This is a genomic window from Vagococcus fluvialis bH819 (assembly GCF_900163795.1).
GTDB lineage: Bacteria > Bacillota > Bacilli > Lactobacillales > Vagococcaceae > Vagococcus > Vagococcus fluvialis_A.
Window position 1 is genome coordinate 422,252 of the sequence record NZ_FWFD01000008.1, and the last position, 22,775, is coordinate 445,026.

At 32.7% G+C, this 22,775-nt stretch carries 16 protein-coding genes; 4 read left to right on the forward strand and 12 right to left on the reverse strand.

Translation table 11 applies throughout. The features are described from left to right. The first annotated feature begins 151 nt into the window (after positions 1-151). Positions 152-523, forward strand: a complete 372-nt coding sequence (locus FM121_RS06125; RefSeq protein WP_086951276.1) for a hypothetical protein — start codon at positions 152-154, stop codon at positions 521-523. An 89-nt stretch (positions 524-612) separates the two neighbouring features. Here FM121_RS06125 and acpS read toward each other — a convergent pair whose 3' ends face one another. From acpS to FM121_RS06150, 5 genes are all read right to left on the reverse strand, one after another. Then, positions 613-963, reverse strand: coding sequence for a holo-ACP synthase (acpS, locus tag FM121_RS06130; RefSeq protein ID WP_086951277.1), 351 nt, complete (start codon positions 961-963; stop codon positions 613-615). Between the two features lie 78 nt (positions 964-1,041). Then, a complete protein-coding gene (locus FM121_RS06135; RefSeq protein ID WP_086951278.1) occupies positions 1,042-2,640 on the reverse strand; it encodes a DEAD/DEAH box helicase in 1,599 nt (532 codons plus the stop codon). A gap of 124 nt (positions 2,641-2,764) precedes the next feature. Beyond that, the gene (locus FM121_RS06140; protein ID WP_256958414.1) at positions 2,765-4,138 is read right to left on the reverse strand and encodes a UDP-N-acetylmuramoyl-tripeptide--D-alanyl-D-alanine ligase; all 1,374 of its coding nucleotides are present in this window, start codon (positions 4,136-4,138) and stop codon (positions 2,765-2,767) included. Between the two features lie 78 nt (positions 4,139-4,216). Then, positions 4,217-5,263 (reverse strand): D-alanine--D-alanine ligase, encoded by a 1,047-nt coding sequence (locus FM121_RS06145; RefSeq protein ID WP_086951279.1) that lies wholly within the window; start codon positions 5,261-5,263, stop codon positions 4,217-4,219. A gap of 131 nt (positions 5,264-5,394) precedes the next feature. After that, the gene (locus FM121_RS06150; RefSeq protein WP_143597065.1) at positions 5,395-6,171 is read right to left on the reverse strand and encodes a hypothetical protein; all 777 of its coding nucleotides are present in this window, start codon (positions 6,169-6,171) and stop codon (positions 5,395-5,397) included. Between the two features lie 336 nt (positions 6,172-6,507). Between FM121_RS06150 and FM121_RS06155 the strand changes: the two genes are divergently transcribed. After that, positions 6,508-7,185 carry a class A sortase gene (locus FM121_RS06155; RefSeq protein ID WP_086951281.1) on the forward strand — a complete coding sequence of 226 codons (678 nt, stop codon included), beginning with the start codon at positions 6,508-6,510 and terminating at the stop codon, positions 7,183-7,185. 89 nt (positions 7,186-7,274) lie between these two features. Here FM121_RS06155 and FM121_RS06160 read toward each other — a convergent pair whose 3' ends face one another. The 5 genes from FM121_RS06160 to FM121_RS06180 all read right to left on the reverse strand — a co-directional run bounded on the left by FM121_RS06160 (position 7,275) and on the right by FM121_RS06180 (position 14,919). Next, positions 7,275-8,216, reverse strand: coding sequence for a 3'-5' exoribonuclease YhaM family protein (locus FM121_RS06160; protein ID WP_086951282.1), 942 nt, complete (start codon positions 8,214-8,216; stop codon positions 7,275-7,277). Next, on the reverse strand, positions 8,213-10,969 hold the full coding sequence (locus FM121_RS06165; RefSeq protein WP_086951283.1) for an ATP-binding protein: 2,757 nt from the start codon (positions 10,967-10,969) through the stop codon (positions 8,213-8,215). The genes FM121_RS06160 and FM121_RS06165 overlap by 4 nt, the downstream gene beginning before the upstream one ends. After that, entirely contained in the window at positions 10,966-12,174 is a 1,209-nt protein-coding gene (locus FM121_RS06170) for a metallophosphoesterase family protein (RefSeq protein WP_086951284.1), read from the reverse strand. Before FM121_RS06170 ends, FM121_RS06165 begins: the two co-directional genes overlap by 4 nt. Before the next feature lie 184 nt (positions 12,175-12,358). After that, positions 12,359-12,709 (reverse strand): YlbF family regulator, encoded by a 351-nt coding sequence (locus FM121_RS06175; RefSeq protein ID WP_086951285.1) that lies wholly within the window; start codon positions 12,707-12,709, stop codon positions 12,359-12,361. A 68-nt stretch (positions 12,710-12,777) separates the two neighbouring features. After that, on the reverse strand, positions 12,778-14,919 hold the full coding sequence (locus tag FM121_RS06180; protein WP_086951286.1) for a transglycosylase domain-containing protein: 2,142 nt from the start codon (positions 14,917-14,919) through the stop codon (positions 12,778-12,780). Between the two features lie 179 nt (positions 14,920-15,098). Here FM121_RS06180 and FM121_RS06185 point away from each other — a divergent pair, with 179 nt between their 5' ends. Next, positions 15,099-15,971 (forward strand): RluA family pseudouridine synthase, encoded by an 873-nt coding sequence (locus tag FM121_RS06185; protein ID WP_086951287.1) that lies wholly within the window; start codon positions 15,099-15,101, stop codon positions 15,969-15,971. Positions 15,972-16,153: 182 nt separating this feature from the next. Here the strand turns inward: FM121_RS06185 and FM121_RS06190 are convergent, their stop codons facing one another. Beyond that, complete coding sequence (locus FM121_RS06190) at positions 16,154-16,792, reverse strand: FMN-dependent NADH-azoreductase (RefSeq protein ID WP_086951288.1); 639 nt, start codon at positions 16,790-16,792, stop codon at positions 16,154-16,156. Positions 16,793-16,881: 89 nt separating this feature from the next. Here FM121_RS06190 and FM121_RS06195 point away from each other — a divergent pair, with 89 nt between their 5' ends. Then, positions 16,882-17,817: a helix-turn-helix transcriptional regulator gene (locus FM121_RS06195; RefSeq protein WP_086951289.1), complete on the forward strand. Its 936-nt coding sequence runs from the start codon at positions 16,882-16,884 to the stop codon at positions 17,815-17,817. Positions 17,818-17,873: 56 nt separating this feature from the next. Here FM121_RS06195 and FM121_RS06200 read toward each other — a convergent pair whose 3' ends face one another. Beyond that, complete coding sequence (locus FM121_RS06200; RefSeq protein WP_086951290.1) at positions 17,874-22,691, reverse strand: SpaA isopeptide-forming pilin-related protein; 4,818 nt, start codon at positions 22,689-22,691, stop codon at positions 17,874-17,876. Positions 22,692-22,775: the final 84 nt, after the last annotated feature.

A 22,775-nucleotide genomic window follows, 5' to 3' on the forward strand; every position in this document is an offset into this window, starting at 1 on the left:
TTCACACCTCATTTTTTAGTCATACAGATAAACATTGATAATAAGACGTTCCCTTAATTAAAATTTAAAATAAATATTACTATTATTTATTTGACTAAGACAATTTACCTTCGTATAATAGATAACAGGGGAACATAAGGGGGCCAAAAAGATGGTTAGTAGCAATAGATCTGTGAAATCTGATTCGGATAATGGCGTTAAAAAATTTACACGCTTTATTTCTCGTTCGTCTCAACGCTTTTTCTCTTCGTTCATTGATGAAGAAATCGAGAAAGAGAAACTTTCAAAACAAATCTTTCAGCAAATTTCTCAAGCTATCACGCAAAAGAATGTTGTTGTTATTCAATATAGAGATGATTTGCAAGCTAAGTCATCTAAACGATTTGAAACGCTAGTTGGTCGTATATATCAGCATGAAACAAATCCTGAAGCACTTGTTGTAAAACTTCAAAAAAACAATCAGGTCCGAATGATTTCTGCTAATAACATAAAAAAAATATCTATCATTAAACAAAAAAATTAAAAGTTAATCTAAATAAGTCATTATTCACAAAATTATTTTTTATTTTCGTGAGTAATGACTTTTTTTGTTTAATTTTCTACCCCATCATTCTATTTTTCTAAAATAATTTGTGCTATGGCAGTTTGATTAGTATGTGATATAGATACATGGACCTTACCTTCAAAAGGAGATTTAACGACAATAGGTCGCCCATTTTCTTCTCTCAATATTTCTATATCCGTCAATTTAACTTTGCCGATGCCCGTTCCATAAGCTTTAGAAAAAGCTTCCTTACAAGAAAAACGGCCACCTAAAAACTCTACTTTACGTTTTTCCCCGAGTTTATCAAATATTTCCCGTTCATTATCAGTCAACACACGGTCTATGAATTTATCATTTTTTTGAATTATTTCCTTCATTCTATCTAATTCAACAATGTCAATGCCTATACCTATAATCATTATTATCACCTTTTCTCTACTACTCATTATAAGACGCTTCAATAAAAAAAGCTAATACCAAAGTATTAGCTTAAAAAATTATTTTGAGTTATTACGGATAACAAACCCACGTGATTTATCTTTGTTACCTTCATTTCCACGTTTACGGTTTTCACCTGGTTTAGAGTCATCTGGACGTTTTTTCTTGTTGTATTGCTCTTTTTTGCGATTATTATCACGGTCACGGTTTCCACCACGACTGCCATCACGATCGCGATCACGATTACCACCACGGTTATTACCACCACGATTGCCACCACGATTACCGCCACGGTTTCCACCACGGTTATTATTCTTACCACCGCCACCACGACGACTTGGTAATGGACGTTCTGGTGTAATGTTTACTGGCACTGCAGAAGCATCATCTTTAGCAATTTGTTTGATTAATAATGCTGCTAAATCTTCAGCAGAATATTTTTCAAGTAAATCACTTGCAGCTCCTTGGTAACTTTCTAAACCATTCTCTACCATTAATTCTTGAATTGATTCAACAGCTGAACCAATTTGTCCTTCAATCGCTTCTTTTTTAGAAGGAGGACGTAATGTAGTCATTTTTTTCTTCGTTAAGTTTTCAATAACGTGTAAATAACTCATTTCATTAGGTGTTACAAACGTTACAGACATACCTTCTTTACCAGCGCGTCCTGTACGACCAATACGGTGAACATAGCTTTCTGGGTCTTGAGGAATATCATAGTTATAAACATGTGAAACACCTGAAATATCTAATCCACGAGCAGCAACGTCTGTTGCAACTAAGATATCAATCTCATCATTTTTGAAAGCTTTTAAAATACTCATACGTTTATGTTGAGGTAAATCACCATGAATACCTTCAGCTTTATAGCCGCGCATTTCTAAACCACGTGCTAATTCGTCAACACGACGTTTTGTACGACCAAAGACAATTGTTAAATCCGGGTTTTGAACATCGAATAAACGAGTCATAACATCAAATTTTTCAAATTCTTTACATTGCACAAAATATTGATCAATCAAGTTAGCTGTCATTTCTTTAGCTTTGATTTTAACGTGCTCAGGTTCTTTCATAAACTTAACACCAATGCGTTTAATGCTATCTGGCATTGTTGCTGAGAATAATAATGTTTGTCTTGTTTCAGGAACTTTAGAAATAATAGATTCGATATCTTCTAAGAATCCCATGTTTAACATTTCATCCGCTTCATCTAATACTAATGTTTCTACTTTATCTAATTTTAAAGTACGACGGTTGATATGATCTAACATTCTACCTGGCGTTCCAACAACAATATGTGGGTTGTTTTTCAATGATTTAATTTGACGACCAATGTCAGCCCCACCATATACAGCTTGAACTTTAATTCGTTTTTCTTTACCTAAACGATAAATTTCTTCCTGTGTCTGGATAGCTAGTTCTCTTGTTGGTGCAATAACTAAACCTTGAATAGCTGATTTTTCAGTATCAATTTTATCTAACATTGGTAAACCAAAGGCTGCTGTTTTACCAGTTCCTGTTTGTGCTTGACCAATAACGTCTTTACCTTCTAATGCTAATGGAATTGTCTCACTTTGGATTGGTGTAGCTTCCTCGAACCCAATACTTTCTACTGCTTTTAATAATCTTTTGTCTAAATTTAATTCACTAAATTTCAAATGATATCCTCCTAAATTCTTTCACTCGTCCAAGCGTCTATTTTCCTTTATGAAAATAAATGAAAATAGGCATTCGTGTAATACTATCACATTCTATAAAATTTAACAACAAAACACCATCCTGTTAATGATTATTTAATAAATAATCTACTATTTCTTTTAACCCCATACCATTACTAGCTTTCAGAAAAACAGTGTCTTGAGTCTTTAATTTATAACCTAATTCTTTTTTTAAATCTTCTTTTTCTTCTTTTTTAAATAGACGACATTTGTCTGTTTCAAATTTCAATTGAATCATTTCATACAAAGCAACCATCTCAGAACCATATAAAAAAACCTCATCGATTTTTTCAGGATTGAGATGCTCACTCACACTTTCGTGCATTTCTTTTGAATCTTTCCCCAACTCCAACATATCTCCTAATACAACTACTTTTTTCCCCTGACTCTCAATCTTAGAAAATGAATCTAATACTAAATTCATTGCTGTTGGATTGGCATTATAAACATCACTTAAAATATCAATGCCTTCTTTTGTCTTTAACCATTCAGTTCTATTTTTAGTTAAATCAAAGTGCGCTAAGCCTTTTTTTATATTTTCCGTAGAGACATTAAAATGAGCACCTATTAATAAAGCAATCAAAGCATTCGTTACATTATATTGACCCAGGACTGGAATAGTAAATGTTTCTATTTTTTCAACTAACCGTGTCGTAAAAATTGTTTGCTCACGTGTTTCTTCTTCAATTACTGCTGTTAAATCAGCTTGTTTACTCAAACCAAACGTCTGAATACTTTGACTTACTTCTTTCAATAAAGGTTTTAATAAACTTTCATTTTCCGGAACAAGTAAAACACCTTCTTTTTTGAGTCCAGCTGTAATCTCCATTTTTCCTTCTGCAATTCCTGCTCTTGATCCTAAGAATTCGATGTGGGATTCACCAATCATCGTAATAGCTGCAATATCAGGTTGAGCAATAGTTGACAGTAGTTCGATATCACCTTTTCTATCCATCCCCATCTCTAATACTAGCATCTCCGTTTCTTGATCCATACTTAATATCGTATACGGTAAACCTATCTCATTATTATAATTACCTTGCGTTTTATACGTTTTAAATGTTGTACTTAAAACAGCTGCAGTCATATCTTTAGTAGTTGTTTTCCCATTACTTCCCGTAATACCACAGACTTTAGGATTAACTTTCTTCAGATAGAAACTGGCTAAATCTTGTAAAGCTTTTAATGTGTCTTCAACTAATATATAAGGTGTTTTTTCATCCAACACATGATCTGATAAAACTAAACTTGCTCCACTTTCAATTGCTTGTGGTATAAAATCATGACCATCCCGATTACCTTTTAACGGAACAAACAATGTCTTATCCTGAACTTTTCTTGTATCAAATTCAACACTAGTTAATTCCATCGTATTCGATATTTTATTTATATTTTGACCATCGACTGCTTTGACGATTTCACTGACCATTAACTTCACTTGTTTTCCCTCTTTTCAAAACGAACCAAAAAGAGGTAGACTATAAGTCTCACCCTCTTTTTAATCTATTTAAAATTTTTAATTACCTAGCTCGATATTCTGTTTTTTATCAAAGCGCAATTTTGCTAATTGAATAAGCTCTTCTAATAAATCACTATAGTTAATCCCCATATGTTCCCATAGTAGTGGATACATACTAAACGGTGTAAAACCAGGTAAAGTATTAACCTCATTTAAGAAAATTTCTTGATTAGCCGTTACAAAGAAGTCACAACGACTAAGTCCACTACCATCTAAAGCAATATACGCATCTTTAGCATAGTTGCGCATTTTTTGATGTAATTCTTCTGAGACACTAGCCGGAACTTGAAGTGTTACTTTGTTATCAATATATTTCGATTCATAATCATAAAAAGCAACATCTTTAACAATTTCACCAGCTGCTGTTGTTCTAACCTCTTCGTTTCCTAAGATCGCAACTTCTAGTTCTCTAGCTTCAATTCCTTGCTCAACTAAAACACGACGGTCATATTTAAACGCAAATTCAATGGCTGTTGCTAACTCCTCTCTAGAATCAGCTTTACTGATCCCAACACTAGATCCCATATTTGCAGGTTTTACAAAGACTGGATAAATCAACGAGCCTTCACATTCTGCTAGAACTGTTTCTGGGTCATTAGCATACTGACGCTTGATAACTGCTACATAAGGCAACTGTGGAATACCAGCTTGTTGAAACAGCTGTTTAGCGACAATTTTATCCATGGCACATGAACTAGCTAGAACACCGGCACCTACATAAGGCATATTTAAAACTTCAAACAGTCCCTGAACCGTGCCATCTTCTCCATTTGGACCATGTAATACTGGAAAAACAACACTATTAGATTCTTTAATATCACTTGGTAAAATTGGTTGAGCATTTTTTAAGGTTAAATGTAATTCTGCATCAGTTTCTGGTGCTTCATTAAAAAGAGGTCCTTTTAACCAGTCGCCTTCTTTTGTAATATAAACAATTTGTACCTCATAGTAGTTATAATAAATCGCTTTTAAGATTGAAAAAGCCGATAAGATAGAAACATCATGCTCTGCACTTTTCCCTCCATAGATTAACGTGATTTTCATGTTAGTCCCCCTATTTTTCATAGAACTTATTATACTTTATTTTTTTGAAAAAAACCAATCTGCATTTTTACTGACTTTATTAATAGTAAAACCACTAACTTTTTTGCTGTGCAAAAAAATAGTGGTTTAATTTATTGATTCATAAAGAGCGATTCAAATTTCTCATTAATAATTTTCCAACTTTTGGTATGTTGCGAGTAGACAAGTGTGCCTATTTTAAACTCTTGTTTAAAATAATAATTGTCTACTTTTCTTAAATTATCTTCAACCACATGAATAGGTATTATGTACTCACCATTTACTAAACCTACTTGAGAAAAATTAAAAACAATACCTTCTTGCATAACGCTTTTTAATTCTAATACGATATCATCCGATAATTCTGAAATAGCTTCTGTTTTCTTTTTAAAAAAAGAACGATTCCCATCAATTTGTTGATAAGTTAAAAAACTAATTTTCCTTGCTAACGTCTGATAAAACTCATCAATATTTCGATAATAAACTTTAATTGTTTTTTGATTCAATTCAAAAAAAGCAAAACTATTTTGAAGCTGATAAAAGAAAGGTGAGCGAAGTTGATTTTTCATATGACCAAAATAGAGTAATTCTGAAATTTCATTTGGGGTTAAACGCTTCAATGTATCATATTCTTTAAAATCAATCCACTTTAATTCTCTTTGTTCTCTGGCTTCCATTATAGAGAAATATCGGTCTACTTCTTTTGATCCCTTGACTACACGAAATCCTGTATGCCCTTCGTACTCCCCTTCATTTTCATAAGGGTTAAGCAATAGAAGATTTTCGGGTCGATTAATTGTATACCGATTAAAGTCTTCATGGGTCATTCCTTTAGCTAGAATTGAATTACTAATCGCATCCAGATGAATATACAAATAATCCTGCAACACCTTTCACCTCATTCCCACTTTATTCTGTTATCATAACTATACCATTTATTGGCCTTTTTTAAATCCCTATTGAACATTTGTTAAATTAAGTTTATATTACATCCCCTCTACAGAAAACGGTTACTAGAAATACTTATGTAATATTTAATAGTTCCTTTCCTTTTCCCCCATTTTTTATCCATTTATGGTATTATTATCTTAAATCCTTTAAAGGAGGTTTTATTTATCAGCAAGAAAAAAAATGTAAATAATTCAACTAATCGATCAAACAAACATAGTAAAAAACAGAAGAAATCTTTTGGTACCAAGGTTAAAAATACTTTTATTAATTTAATTATGGTTCTCCTCTTACTCGTTGGTTTTGCTCTGATTTTTAACAATCAAATTAAGAATTATTTGGTTAAAGATACGACACAAAAACACACTATTAGTAATGTAACCCGTGAAGATGTCAAGAAAAACGAAAAAAAAGACGCAACTTTTGATTTTAATCAGGTAGAATCTCTCGACTTTAACTTGGTCGCCCAAGCCACAAAGGGACGTGACACCGGCCTTGATACAATTGGAGGTATTGCAATTCCTAGTGCTAAAGTTAAAATGAACCTACCTATTTTTAAAGGCGTTTCTAACTACGTTTTAGCTGTTGGAGCTGGTACTATGAAGGAAGAACAAGTAATGGGACATGGTAATTATGCACTCGCTAGTCATTATATGTATGATCCAGCACTTCTATTTGCCCCTCTTGTTAACGTAGAGCTAGGTGATTCTATCCTACTAACAGATCTTGATTATATCTACGAATATAAAACAATTTCAAAGGAGTATGTTGAACCTACGAGCGTTGAAGTTATCGACGACGTTAAAGATAAACAACTCGTTACCCTTGTCACGTGTGACGTTAGTGGGGAAAATCGTTTAATTGTTCAAGGTGAGCTTGTTAGAAAAGTTAAAGGAAAAGACGCTCCTAAAAATATGCAAGCAGCCTTCGAAATGGATCAAACAAATTATTATTAATCAGAGTGGTGAGAAAGGCGTTAAGCTCTGAGTAACTGGAGGAAATCAACAAAAGCTGAAGCAGACAATTAAGTCAGCCTCAGCTTTTTTTATATTTTAGGTAAATAAAAATTACGGTTATCTAAGCCAAATATTCTTTCCGTGTATTCCCCTGGATCAACTTGTTTTAAAGCGCCTAACATCATTTGCATAGAAGCATCTAAGTTATCTAAGTGATGTAAAATTTCAGCCTCCATAATTTTAGGTCTGACAGGTGAACCATATTCTAGTAAACCGTGGTGCGCTAAAACAACATGCTTCAATACAAGTATTTCTTCGTCATCCTCAGCAATATTAAGCTCTACACAGGCTTTTGTTATTTCCTCATCAACCATCACAATATGCCCCAATAAATTTCCCGCTAAAGTATATTCCGTACCGATGGGACCAGATAATTCCTTAACTTTACCAATATCATGTAAAATCACTCCTGCATATAACAATGATGGATTTAATTCTACATATTGGTTACATACGCTTTTAGCAAGTTCTAACATCGTTACTGTATGATAAGCTAATCCACCTACAAAAGCATGGTGATTTCTTTTAGCAGCCGGAAAGTCAAAGAATTCTTTTTGATATTTACCCACAATATGTCTTACAATTCGATGCCATTTTGCTTGTGTAATCTCGAATAAAAACTCATTAAACGTTTCTTTAAGTTCATCTATTTGAACGGGTGGTTTTTCCATATAAAGTGCTACATCGTTTGGTTCACCATCTTGTGTTAAACGTAAACTTAAGATCTTTATTTGTGGCATATTTTGATAAACTTCTCGTTTGCCACCTAATAGAACAATTTTTCCAGCGACAAAATTTTCTATTTCATCATCTGAGGCTCCCCAGTACTTGCCATCAATTGTGCCTGATGTATCTTGAAAAGTAAAAGCAATAAATTTTTTACCATTTCTTGCTACTCTAACATCAGCTGCTTTTAATAATGCAAATAATTCAAATGTTTCATCTACAGCTAATTCTCTCAACTTTTTCACACTGAACCATCCCTTCCAATTGTTACAATTGATAAATCATGTGCTTCAAAATAAGCCTTTACTGCTTGATCTGAAGACAAACAAATTACTTGTGTATGTTTACTAAAGCCACTCAATAATCTAAATAGAGTCAGTTTTCGTTTCGTATCAAAATGAAGCCAACCATCATCAATCATCACAGGTGTATTATAATCCTCTGTATGTAAGTGGACAAAAGCAAGTCTAAATGCCATATATAATTGATCTTTTGTTCCAGTAGATAACTGAATAATTGACCATCTTTTTTGCTCTTTATCTCTTACATAAAGCTGACCATTAGTGACCAAAACTTTTATATAAGCACCATCTGTTAATATTTTGAAATATGAGGTTACTGTTGCTAACAACGCTGGTAATTGTTGATCTGATAAATATTGAAAAACATCTTGAGTTAATTCTTCTGCAATTTTATATGATATCCATTGGTCTGATAAATCACGAATGACAGACAATTGATTTTCACGTTGTTGATATAAAACATCTAATGAACCGTTTTTTTCCATTTGTGACAGTTCATATTTTAACGTTTGAAACTCATCTTGATAACGACTAATCGTCTCACTTAACTCATCTTCTTTATTTTTAATTCTAATTAAATGTTGATTAATTTCAACTAATTTATACTTTTTCGATAAATCAAAATAGCTTTCAATCGATAAGCCTAAATCTTCTTTTCGGGATTGACTTACTTTGGACATCTCTTGTTTTTTAATCCAAAACATCGCTTCATCAATACTTGTTATTTGTGGTAAATCAATTAACGAAAGAATTATGTGCTTACTTTCCGTTAATTTTTTCCTTAAACTATTTAATTGAGATTGAAAATTTTGTTGTGTATTACTTGATAAAGCTTTTTCATTTAAATAAGTTTTTTGCTCGTCAACAAATTGTTTCATTGCTTGAAAACTCTCTTTTGTTGTTCGATTTTCAAGAGGAATCCATTGTTTTGAAAAAGCTAATAAATCACTATACGAACCTAATACTCGATCTATTTCGGCCAAATTTTTGGTCATCTCTAGTTCTTTTTCTTGAATCGTTTGAAGTTGTATATAAATCGGAATACGAGACAACCATAAAGTCATTGTTTCCTTCATTGAAAAGCCATAAATTTCAGCCCAATTCTGTTTCTTTGTTTGTAAACTAGCTAATCGTGTTTCAATTCCCACAAGTTTATTTTCTAGTTCATGAAGCGAATGCTCTACTTCATCGGACTCTGATAATTGAAGTAAGTAATCATCTCTGACTTCTTCAGACGTTGTGATGCTATTTTTTTTCTTGCCTGCCGTTAAAAAGCCAAACACCCCTACACCAAATAAAATCACTACTGGAAGATATATCCAATTTTTACCTAAAACAACTGCCATTATTAAAAATAGAAGGGAAACTGCTATAGATAATCCCGAGAACATTCTTTGTGTTAAAGGATCTATTTCTTTTTTATTATCTGATTTAGCTGAATCAACAACTTTTGTTGATAGTTGATTTTCAACAGTTGTTAAGGCATAATTCATATCTTTTTGACGAATAACTAAACGGCTTTTTTCATTAGATAAGACCACTTTTTCACGAATTAACTCTTCTTCTTCTTTAGCAAGAATCATCATCTCATCTTCCACATCATCGGATAAATCAATTGTCACTATTTCTTTTGATAATCGATATTTTTTATAAAGTGTTTCTTTACTTTCTTGATAATCTAATAATTGTTCTTCTAATAATTGACGTCTTTCAGTCATTGATTCCACTGCTAATTGATCGTCTAGTAAGTCATCAAAAATTTGTTGATTTTCAATATAGAAGTGATACGCAGGTGATTGCGTTTCTAATTGTTCACCTTGACTCTCTAGCAACTCTTTTTCTTTATCTAATAAGAAGCGATAATTTCTAACCTCTTGTTTAATTTCTTCTATCTTCGAAATAGCAGAATTATCTGATTCAGAAAATTCTCTAGACAAGGATTCCCATTCGATGTACATTGGAAATCTTTTTTGTTGTTCTAACACAGTTTTTTCTAATTCTGATTGATAATCTTTCTCTTTCTCAGCAGTTTCAACTAAGTTAGTTAACTTACTCATTCGAGTATTTTTTTCTTGATAAGTTGCTTCTTGCGATTCAACTAATTCAATTTGTTGCTCTACTTTTTTTAATTGACGCAATTTTTGATTAATCTCAGGCACTCGACCGCTTGGTTTGAATAATTTTTGACGTTCTTTCATAAACGTATCATTCATTTTAGTTAAGCGTTCGCTACCCGTTAAACCAACTGTTAAAAGTAAGTGTTGTAGTCTAACTTCATTCAATTGGGTTAAGTCAGCTAGTTGTTCTTGTTGAAAACTAAAAACTTGGTCGAAACTTTCTTTTGTTAGTGGTGCTAATACTTTCTCAAGAAATAAATCATTACCTGATTGACCATTTTCTAAAGTTACTAAAGCTTGCCCTTTATTCTTCTCTTTAAAACGCTCAACCGTCACTTTACCATAAACTTTATCTTCAAAAATGACCTTTCCACCATAAATAGCACCATTAACAGGTGTAAAATCACGAATAATTTCTCTTTTTTTAGGAAATCCAAAAAGAATGGTGCGAATAAACTGATAGATTGTTGACTTACCAGCTTCATTTTCCCCAAAAAACAATTGATTATCTGAATAGATATCAAACACTTGATTATTAAATTTTCCAAACCCATCAATTTTTAATTGTAATAGTTTCATTGATCTGCCTCATTTTTAAAAATCATTTTATCTTTAATTAATTGACTGCTCTCATTAACACGCTCAGCAATATCTTCTTTTTCCCACGATAAATATTTAGCGATTGCCGTTTGTTCCGTTAAGTCGCTGACAGTTTTTTTAAAGAAATCTTCCGTTTTATACTTTCTACCTAAGTCATCAATTAAGGTTGTTTCAAATCCCATAATCAATTTATCCGAGGTACTTTGAGTTAACACTAAATCTTTTAACCATAAACGATTACCTGACTGTTTTAGTAATTGCTCTTGCAAATAGATAACTATCTCTTCTTTTTCTTTTAAAATTAAGCGAGTCGTTTCAGCAGTTGTCACTAGGTCAGCCTCTATTATATTTAAAGAATATTTATTTTTGGGTATGAATAGTGCTTCCTCTAGGCTAGATAATAATTCTTTTTTATCTAACGCTTCTGAAATACTAACTTCTTTTTTATGCCACTTGATATTAGAAACTTCTAACCACTCATAAGTTGTCCCAGCTGATTTAACATCAACAAGTAACACACCTTTTGTTTGGTTTTCTTTTTTAGTATGACCTTGTGGCGTTCCAGCGTAAACTACTACAGGATTCGTTGAAATGACCTCACTTTTATGAATATGACCTAACGCCCAGTAATCATAACTTCCTGGCAACTCACCTGGTGTAAACGGTGCATAATTTTTAGAATTATCACCATGATAAAAGCCAATATGATAAGTTGTATCAGTTGCTCTTCTCGGATAAAAAGGCACCATTGACTGATTAATCCACTGATTTTCATAAGAAAAACCACTAATTGAGACTGACTCACCATTTTTTAGCTGAATCGTTTTTGTTTGCACTTCTTCTTTTTTAAAAAGAATGACATTATCTGGCCATTCAAACCAGTAACGATTTTCTGTATAATAATCATGATTACCAAAAGACAGAACTACTTTGATATCTTCTTGTTGTAATCTTTCAAATTGGGTCATGATTGCTTTTTGTGTGTGGATAGATGACTGTGCTTGATGAAATGTATCTCCTACGATTAGCAAGAAATCAACTTTTAGTTCAAGACAACGGTCCACTATTTCTGATAAAACATCTTGATTTGACGTTTTCAATAAATTTTGAATTTCAGCTTTATCTGATTCAATTCCTGAAAAGGGTTGGTCAATATGTAAATCAGCCGTATGAATAAATCTCATCTTTATCACTCCTTCTATACATCATACCTATTTTAAGCTTATTTTTCTATAAAAAAATAAAGCAGCGTGGTGAAATGGCGTTTAGCTCCAGTTATCGCGGGAGCTGATTTTTTATTCCGAACTATTAAAATATATTCAGATAAATAAGAAAGAGGCTGACTTTTGAGTCAGCCTCCTATAAGTCTTATTCACCCATTTGATATAATTCTTGAACAGGTTTCATGATGATACGGTTTAAATCGTTCACGATCATGCTAAAAGTTTGTTCTTTTTGCATTAAATCTTGAATGACTTCAGCTTCTTGAACTTTAGCTGCCATTTCTTGCGCTTTTAAAACATCTTCTTCAGATAATTCTAAACCTTGCATTTGTTTTTGTTGTAATTCCATTTGTAACTCTTGGAAACTTTGGAATAAGTTAAATGATTCTTCTTCTTTTTTCATTGCATCAAAAGCTTCTTTTAAAGCAATAAATTCGTCCATTTGACGGATTTCGCGTTCGATTTGGTTGGCACTATCATAAATATTAGCAGTCATGAAATAAGCTCCTTTAATTTTAATTCTTCTTTATTATTGTAACATTGTTATAGGTAAAAACCTACCCATTATTGAGTGACTTTATTCCAAAATCCGTTCCACAGCTCCCCTGCAGTATCCACACCTTTTTTAATGCCATCACCAATTGTATTAGCACCTTCTTTAACCTTATCTCCGATATCATTCATCGACTCACCCAGACCAGCTCCTGGTTTTGTTTCTTTTTCTTCCGCATTCTCTTGAGTCACATCTCCCACAGTAAAAGCGGTATTAGGTGAAGCGGCTAAAATACGTTGCGTTTCATCTTTAAAGATACTCGATAAATTACTACCACTACTTCCGGTTAAGAAATGATCTGGACCACTTTTATCAAAACCAATCCAAGTTGACACAACAACATCTGGCGTATAACCAATAATCCATTGATCTTTAGACATACCATCTGCATTAATATTTTCTGTGGTTCCTGTTTTCCCAGCAATTGTATAACCTGCTGGCTTGGCTTCAATCCCAGTTCCTGAGCTGAAAACACCTTGCAGCATGCTTGTCATTTCATCTGCTACTTCTGGAGTTGTAACTCGTTTGGATTTAGATTTCTCGTTTTCATAGATTATAACCCCGTTAGCATCCTCTATTTTAGTAATAAAATGAGATTCCATTTTTTGACCCTGATTAGCAAAGACACCATAAGCGCTAGCCATATTAAGAGGTGTCGTTCCTTTAGTTAACCCACCTAGTGCTAAACCAGGATATTTGTCTTTTTCATCTAACTTAATACCGAACTGTTCTGTTTTCTTAAAGCCACGATCGATGCCAATTTCATTTAATAACCACACAGCAGGTGCATTTAAACTTTGAATGATTGATTGGGTCATTGTTGCTTCACCTGAATACGTTCTCGAATAATTCTGAACATCATAGTAACTTTGCGCTTCGTCTTTTAAAATATCATCCGGTTTATATCCTGCTTCAAGAGCGGGTGTATAAACTGAAATTGGTTTTAAAGTTGATCCAGGTGAAAGTTCAGATTGAGTCGCTCGGTTCCAACCTCGATAGGTATAATCACCCCGTCCGCCGACAATTCCCATCACTCCACCTGTTTTAGGATTCAAAGCAACCGATGCCCCTTGAACAATGGCACCATCACTAGCTGCTTGCGGAAATAAACTATCATTAGCAAAGCTTTGATCCATGCCTATTTGATACTGTTGATCCAACGTCGTAAATATTTTGTATCCACCTGTTGAAAGTTCCGTATCTTTAAGTCCTGATTTATCCACCGCCTCAGCAATCACCGCATCAAAATAATACGGATATTTATACGAGTCATGTTCTGGTTGGTAGGCGTCATGTATTTCTAAGGGTTGTTTCATTAAATTATCTGCGGTTGCTTTGTCTAATTTACCATTATCCACCATCACAGAAAGAACTGTATCTCGACGATTAATCGCGCTTTCCATGTCATCAATTGGATTATAAAGATTAGGACCTTTAAGCATACCGACTAACACGGCAGCCTCATCAATGGTCACATCACTCGCATTTTTACCGAAGTATTTAAGTGAAGCATCTTGAATCCCAAAGACCCCATTACCAAAATAGGCTTTGTTTAAGTACATTTCTAAAATCTCATCTTTAGTATATTCTTTCTCAATTTCAATCGCTAAAAATAATTCTCTGGCCTTTCTCGTCATGGTTTGATCCTGTGTTAAAAAAGCATTTTTAGCCAATTGTTGCGTGATGGTACTACCACCACCACCACTATTATTTCGCCTAACAACTTTTCTTACCACGGCCCGTGAAATCCCTTTAATACTATAGCCTTTATGTTTATAAAAATCACGGTCCTCTGTAGAAATCAACGCATCTTTAATATAAGGTGAGATATTTCCAAATTCTACAAAGCTTCCTTTAGATCCATATTTAGCTAACGTTCCTGCTTCGTCTCCGTCCTTATCATAAATGGTCGTTACTTGTTCTAAACCTGTTTTAAGACTTGAGACATTGGTGCTTTTGGCTAAATAGAACAAATAAATACTTGTGACTAAAACAACAGTCATTGTCACTAATATCAAAATTTTATTAATATGATACTTTTTCCAAATACGCTTTCTAGCTGCTCTAAATTTTTGAAAATGTGGTTTAAACCACGTCCAAAACTGCATGGCATATTTTTTTATGCTCTCCCATATTTTTTTTATATTATCCATGTTAACTCCTCATTGTTCATTTTATTATACTCATTCTAACATATACAACAAGTTAGAAGATGCGGCTAAAGCCTTAACTTATTCGCGCTAGCCTATCTTAACATGAAGTTGTTACCGAAATATGTTACAATTTTAAAAAATATATAAAGTTTTATAAATATAGTATACGGGAGTTTTACATGAAGTTCACATTCGTTCTACCAAAAGAGCTTAAGCCAATGCCATTAACTGACTTATTAGAATCAGAATGGTTAATTCCAAGAAAAGTTAGACATTTTTTAAGAGTAAGAAAAAATGTAGAAATTAACAACATAGTAGGAATGTTCCATCAAGAAGTTCATCCTGGAGATAGTATCACTTTAACTTTTGAAGAAAGTGACTATCCATTACCTACAATACTTTTAGGTAATGCTCAAAATATCCAACCTATTTGGGAAGATGAGCACATAATTATTATTAATAAGAAGCACGGGCAAAAAACACATCCGAATCAACCAAATGAAACAGATACCTTGTTAAATGATTTAGCTGCCTATTTAAAGCCTAAAAACCAAGTTCCTTATGTTGTTCATCGTTTAGACAAAGAAACAAGTGGTGCAATTATTTTTGCTAAAAATCCAATCATCTTACCTATCTTAGGCCGAATGCTTGAAAAAAAAGAAATTCATAGAATATATGAAGCTCAAATCGAAGGTTCTTTACCTAAAGAGAACTTGTGCATTAATAAAAAAATTGGACGAGATCGACATGATCGTCGTAAACGCGTGATTGATGAAAAAAATGGGCAGACAGCAATTACTCATATAAGTCTTCAAACAAAGGAAGAAAAAACATCTTGGGTGTCTTGTTGGCTTGAAACAGGCCGTACCCACCAAATCAGAGTTCATCTTACTTCAATAGGAAAGCCTATTTTAGGAGATCCTTTGTATCATCCAGTACCTAATTCCAGACCGAGACTGCAACTTCATGCTAAGGAATTACAACTGACACATCCGTTTACTAAACAAGATATAAAAGCACACGCATATCCCTTTCTTTCTGAGGGCAAATAAAAGAGAGTGGGTTAAAAGTTGTTTTGCTCTGAGCAACTGGAGGCAAAAACGAACAATCGGTCTTTTTGATTGATCGTTTTTGGTGAAGTTGTCGTGAGAGCAGACTTTTTATCCCCTGACTATTAAAAATTATTCATATAAATAAAAATAAGACTGACATTTTGGTCACCCTCTTTACTATCTTAAGCATAGAAAGAATTCATCATTAGATCTAATTTCTTTAAATTATCACTTACTATTACGTCTTTTGCTAATACTGCTGTTCCTTCTATCCTCAATATTTCAACACTTTTAAAGCCCATTATTTCTTGAAATATTCCTTTAAGATACAGTGTACTAATGTCTAAATCTTTGTATCTATCTTCTTTTGTATAAATCGAACCGCTAGCTTGTATCACAAGTAACCTATAATCTTCAGTCATTAACCCAACTGAACCTGTTTCTGTGTACTTGAACGTTTCTCTAGCAATTAAAATATTATCGATATAATCTTTCATTCTTGATGTCACATTAAAATTATGAAGAGGTGTAATCAATACAATTCTTTGATGTTCTTTGAATTGACTCAACAACATTTCTGAAACTTTTTTTAATTGCTCTTCTTCATTGCTTAACAACTCATTGGCAGCCTCTTTGTTCCAAATACTCAATAACTGCCCCTCCTCAATCCGAGGTATTTCAATTTCATACAGATTCAGAACAGTTAAATCCTCACTTGAAAAGCCTTCATTAAATTTTTTCATAAATTCTTTTTGAAACATAATTGAGTAATGTTCTTCATTCCTATAATCAGGATGCGCGTTTATTATTAATGTTTTCATATGCATTTACCTCTTTCCTTTGATATATTAATTGTATAATAAAAAGGTGACAATTATAGTCACCTTAAAATAGAAAGGCTTAAAACAATATGAACAAGTCAGAAAGACTCAATCGAGAATTAATATTTCTAAAAGATAAAACATCCTTCCAATTAAAAGATTTCATGACTGAATTTAACATTTCCAAGAGAACAGCTATTAGAGATGTGCAAGCACTGGAAAATTTAGGATTAGCTTTCTACGTTGAACCTGGTAGGGGCGGTAAATATCAATTAATTCAACAAAATTTGTTAACACCTATCTATTTTAATGAAACAGAAATCCAAGCAATTTTTTTCGCTATTAAAGCATTGGATCTCGTCTCATCATCTCCTTTTGAAAAATCATACTCACAAATAAGAAGTAAACTATTTGAAACATTGCCTAATATTCAAAAATATAACGTCAAAAAAATACTCGATGTTGTTAGCTACCATCACGTCTCCCCTGTAAATAAAGTAGATAATTTGGCAACGTTACTTGATGCTATTCTAAATAACACGATTATTTCTATTACTTACACACAATATGAGCCTCAAAATATGACCCTTCAACTGTTCGATTTATTTTACAGAAGCGGACTTTGGTTCTGTAATGCTTTTGATATGAATGAAAAAAAATGGGGTGTCTTTCGTTGTGACTATATGTTAGATATTAACTTAGCTAACACTTCTTATTCACCCTATTCTAAAGAGAAAATGACTGAATTTTTGAGCATTTACGAAACCAATTTCCCTGACATTGAGTTCAAATGCCAACTCACACCCTACGGTAAAGAACTATTCTTAAAAAGACACTATCAAAATATGGAACTATTAGTAGAAGAGGACAACTACTATCTTGTAGGTAAATACAACAACGAGCATTTAGAATATATGGTTCAGTATCTAATTTCACTAGGTAAACACGTCAAAATACTATCTCCTAATACTTTGAAAGATGCCTATTTAAACGAGCTTCATTTGATTTTTAATGATTATAATTAATAAAGACGAGGACAACTTTTTCAGTCATCCTCGTCTTTTACTTTTACAATCCTTATTTAGTCATCTATGACAATTTGCTTTCTCTTTTGAACCCACCAGATATAACTTCCACTAAATAACATTGTCCATCCGACTATTCCAAAATAATCGACCTTCTCACCTGTTTTAGGCAATGTTTTTGAGGCTTGTCCACCACTTGGTATATTCGGTATTAGGTACGTTTTGGGCATAATTGGTTTCACCGGTTGAACAGGTTTCGTTGGCTCAATCGGTTTTAAAGGAACTATGTCGATAGGTTCATTCGTAACAGTTAAAGTAATCATTTCTGCTTTCTGCTCTTTTTTAATTTCAAAGACATTTTTTTCTTTCGATAATTTATAACCTAATGGCGCTTTCGTTTCCACAAAATAATAACTACCTTCATTTAAATTATCAACTAGCAAAACACCTGCTTCATCTGTGATTAATTTTTCTTTAATCAGCTTTCCGTCAGCCGTATATAGGGAAAATTCAGCGCCTGACAATACTTTCTGATGATTGTTTTTATCAACTTTCGTTAAACTAACACCACCCACATAGATAACTTCTGGTATCTCTCTATTAGTTACTGTTACTTGTGCCATTTCATTGGTTTCATTTTCCTTTATAGTAAATGAATAGTTTTCTTCCGATAATTCATAACCTTTTGGTGCTTTCGTTTCTTTAAAATAGTAGTCACCTTTTGGTAAGTTTTCTACTTTTAATTGACCATTAGAATCTGTGGTCAATTTATTTTTAATTGGCTTACCTTCAGAAGTATACAATGAAAACTCTGCTCCAGGTAAAAGTTTTTCATTGTCTGATTCATCTACTTTTGTTAACATCACTGAGCCGACATAAGGAACTTCTGGGACTTCTGGTATTTCTTTATTAGTTACTGTTACTTGAGTCATTTCATTGGTTTCATTTTCTTTTATAGTAAATGAATAGTTTTCTTCCGATAATTCATAACCTTTTGGTGCTTTCGTTTCTTTAAAATAGTAGTCACCTTTTGGTAAGTTTTCTACTTTTAATTGTCCTTCTCCATCAGTAGTTAAATCAGTGTGAATTAATTTCCCTGTTGCTTGATACAGTGAGAATTCAGCGCCAGATAAAACTTGATTATCATGATTACTATCTACTTTAGTCAATAATACATCGCCTACATAAGGTTCTTGAGGCACTAAATTATTTGTTACTTTAACCTGCTCAACTTCGCTTATTTCACTATCTTTAATGGTAAAAGAATATTTTTCTTGCGATAATTCATATCCTTTTGGTGCTTTGGTTTCTATAAAATAATAGTCACCTACCATTAAATTAGATACTTTCAATTGACCATTTTGATCGGTTACGACATTTTGTTTTATTAATTCTCCAGATACTTTATATAATGAAAACTCAGCACCAGATAAAGCAACACTATTATCTACGCTATCTGTCTTAGTCAAAATAACAGCTCCTAAATGAGCTAATTTTTCATTCGTCACTTGGATAGGTGTTAAAGTTTCTAATTGTTCTGCTTTTATCTCAAACTCAATTTTTTCAGATGATAACGCATATCCCTCGGGTGCTTTAGTTTCTACAAAGTAATAACCCCCTTCTTTAAGATTATCTACTTGTAGACGACCGCTCTCATCCGTTACTACATTAGCTTGAACTAATTTCCCATCCTCTGTATAAAGTGAAAATTCAGCATTTGATAACTTTATTCCTGAATCTTCCGTATCAGATTTTTCAAGAAGGACAGATCCTAGAGAAATTTTTTCCTGATTCGTTGCTTTCATTCGAATAATTTCAGTCACATTTTTTTCGTTAATATCAAATGTGTATTTTTTATTCGATAACTGATACCCTTCTGGTGCTTTCGTTTCTTCAAAGTAATAAGAACCTAGTGGTAACTCTTTTACCTCTAACACTCCATTTGCGTCTGTTACTAAATTCTCGTTTAATAACGTGCCATCTGATTTATATAATGAAAATTCTGCTCCAGGTAACTTAGTTTGATTGTCACTTTCAGATACTTTCGTTAGTATTACTGACCCTAATTTTGGCGTTGGTTTTTCTTTATTTGTCGCAGTTAATCGAACTACTTGACTAACAGTATCTGCCTTAATATCAAATGTGTATTTTTTATTCGATAACTGATACCCTTCTGGTGCTTTGGTTTCTTCAAAGTAATAAGAACCTAGTGGTAACTCTTTCATAGACAATGTTCCACTTTCATCTGTTACTAAATTTTCGTTTAATAACGTACCATCTGATTTATATAACGAGAATTCTGCTCCAGGTAATTTGGTTTGATTATCACTTTCAGATACTTTCGTTAGTATTACTGACCCTAATTTTGGCGTTGGTTTTTCTTTATTTGTTGCAGTTAATCGAACTACTTGACTAACAGTACTTGCCTTAATATCAAATGTGTATTTTTTATTCGATAACTGATACCCTTTTGGTGCTTTGGTTTCTTCAAAGTAATAAGAACCTAGTGGTAACTTATTAATTTCCAATATTCCTTCTTTATTTGTCGTTAATTTATCATATAATAATTCTCCTGCTGAAGTGTATAATGAAAATTCAGCACCATTCAGTGCGATGTTTTTATTATTTTCGTCAACTTTTTTTAATTCAACAGAACCTGCTTGTCGAGATGGTTTTTCAAAATTTGTTATCTTCAATCTTACTATTTCACTTGTTTTTTCTGCCTTAATCTCAAAAGGATAGTTAACCTTAGACATTTCATAACCAGTAGGTGCTTTGGTTTCCACCACATAATAATCACCTACTTCAAGATTATCATATCTTACTTCTCCTAACTCATTAGTGATTAATTCTTTAGCAACCAACTCTCCATTACCTTTATAAAGAGAAAATTCGGCACCTGATAAAACAATATCAGAATTTTTACTAGAAGATTTTGTGATTATCACTGCACCCTTTGGTTTTTCTTGTTCTTTATTGGTTACACTTAATTTACTCACTTGACTGACAGTATCTGCCTTAATATCAAATGTGTATTTTTCTTTTGATAATTGATACCCTTTCGGTGCTTTCGTTTCTAAAAAGTAATAAGAACCTAATGGCAACTCTTTTACCTCTAACACTCCATTTGCGTATGTTACTAAATTCTCGTTTAATAACGTGCCATCTGATTTATATAATGAAAATTCTGCTCCAGGTAATTTGGTTTGATTGTCACTTTCAGATACTTTTGTTAATATTACTGAACCTAATTTTGGTTTTTCTTGTTCTTTATTAGTTACACTTAATTTACTCACTTGACTGACGCTATCTGCCTTAATATCAAATGTGTATTTTTCTTTTGATAATTGATACCCTTTCGGTGCTTTCGTTTCTAAAAAGTAATAAGAACCTAACGGCAACTCTTTTACCTCTAACACTCCATTTGCGTCTGTTACTAAATTCTCGTTTAATAACGTGCCATCTGATTTATATAATGAAAATTCTGCTCCAGGTAACTTGGTTTGATTGTCACTTTCAGATACTTTTGTTAATATTACTGAACCTAATTTGGGTTCTTCCTGTTCTTTATTTGTTGCGGTTATTTCTATTGTTTGATTGTTATTCATTAGATTAATTGTAAAGCTGTATTTTTCTTCTGAAAGTTCATATCCTTTTGGCGCTTTCGTTTCTATAAAATAATAGGAACCAAAAGATAAATCTAGTACTTCTAAACGTCCATTAGAATCTGTTTTCAAATGCGTTTTTAAAGGAATATTTTTACCATCATCCTTAAATAAGGAGAATTCAGCCCCCTCTAACAATTTATTCGGCATTGTTTCAGACACTTTAGTTAAAATGATTCGACCTTTGTTTACTTGCCAATCCCAACCATGTGTTTCCCCAGCACCTCTAAAATTATCCACAATAATATTACCATCAATGTTTTGCCCACCACCTAATGAAGCAGATGGTGCTAAAATACTACCTAACCATGTTTTATCAAGATTAATGTCTCCTACAAATGGTTTATTGTCACTACTGAAAGTCCATAAAACAGTGCTATCGCTAAAATCAGTTGTTTCTTTATTACCTCTTCGTGAGCCATCTGTATATTCAAAAATAATTTGACTATTTACTGTGTAACTGTTGCTATTACCTGTATCTACATTAATATAGACATTTTTAAAGTCTCCATTCCCCTGATTTTTTTCTAATCCCGATATGATTATTGATTTATCAGAAGACAACACTTCAGGCTTGAGATTTATATAAATATCTTTTGAATTAAAAAGGCTTACGTCAATTATACGTTCAGGCTTCCCTTCAAAATCTTTATTACTATAACTTTTTTCAACTGGTTGATTTATAAATGTTTGACTTGCTTGGTTTAGTTTTTTAAACTCTTGATCAAAATTAATATATTCATTTTCATTTTTATCTTGATAAATATCATCTCCTGATACTCTATCCATTTGCCTACCATTGACTTTTGGTCGATTATATTCTGATAAATCTATACTAACATTTTTACCAAAAACCATTTTAGTGTGATTCTGTATTCCAGAAGCAGCATTAATATTTGTCACCCTTTGAGCATAATTATATTCGGTACCTTTTATATGAGAAGTACCAAAGTTAGCATCTCCCGAAAGTTCTCTTGTTGCAACATTTCCATTTGTATGATTTCTTAGATTGGCCTTATTTGCAAAAATATGAAAATACTTAGCAGCACCTAATTCGTTGTTCCTTGCTTCAGGTACATCATCATAAAAATTCCCTGCATCTTTAACATCTTTCGAAGCGGCCTCATAATTTACATGACTCACAGTTCCTAAACAAAAAAGTAATAAAAAACCTAGCAAACGAACAACGTTTTTCTTTGACATGCTCATTTTTTTTCCTTCTTCCTTTTTTACTTGTATAATTTAATCATACCACCATAAAAATTTTTTTCATCCTATTTACGAACATATGTT

Excerpts from the sequence above, each read along its gene's own strand:
- FM121_RS06125 (WP_086951276.1), top strand. The coding sequence starts at position 152 with ATGGTTAGTAGCAATAGATCTGTGAAATCTGATTCGGATAATGGCGTT.
- acpS (WP_086951277.1), bottom strand. The coding sequence starts at position 963 with ATGATTATAGGTATAGGCATTGACATTGTTGAATTAGATAGAATGAAG.
- FM121_RS06145 (WP_086951279.1), bottom strand. The coding sequence starts at position 5,263 with ATGAAAATCACGTTAATCTATGGAGGGAAAAGTGCAGAGCATGATGTT.
- FM121_RS06155 (WP_086951281.1), top strand. The coding sequence starts at position 6,508 with ATGGTTCTCCTCTTACTCGTTGGTTTTGCTCTGATTTTTAACAATCAA.
- FM121_RS06165 (WP_086951283.1), bottom strand. The coding sequence starts at position 10,969 with ATGAAACTATTACAATTAAAAATTGATGGGTTTGGAAAATTTAATAAT.
- FM121_RS06170 (WP_086951284.1), bottom strand. The coding sequence starts at position 12,174 with ATGAGATTTATTCATACGGCTGATTTACATATTGACCAACCCTTTTCA.
- FM121_RS06175 (WP_086951285.1), bottom strand. The coding sequence starts at position 12,709 with ATGACTGCTAATATTTATGATAGTGCCAACCAAATCGAACGCGAAATC.
- FM121_RS06180 (WP_086951286.1), bottom strand. The coding sequence starts at position 14,919 with ATGGATAATATAAAAAAAATATGGGAGAGCATAAAAAAATATGCCATG.
- FM121_RS06185 (WP_086951287.1), top strand. The coding sequence starts at position 15,099 with ATGAAGTTCACATTCGTTCTACCAAAAGAGCTTAAGCCAATGCCATTA.
- FM121_RS06190 (WP_086951288.1), bottom strand. The coding sequence starts at position 16,792 with ATGAAAACATTAATAATAAACGCGCATCCTGATTATAGGAATGAAGAA.
- FM121_RS06195 (WP_086951289.1), top strand. The coding sequence starts at position 16,882 with ATGAACAAGTCAGAAAGACTCAATCGAGAATTAATATTTCTAAAAGAT.
- FM121_RS06200 (WP_086951290.1), bottom strand. The coding sequence starts at position 22,691 with ATGAGCATGTCAAAGAAAAACGTTGTTCGTTTGCTAGGTTTTTTATTA.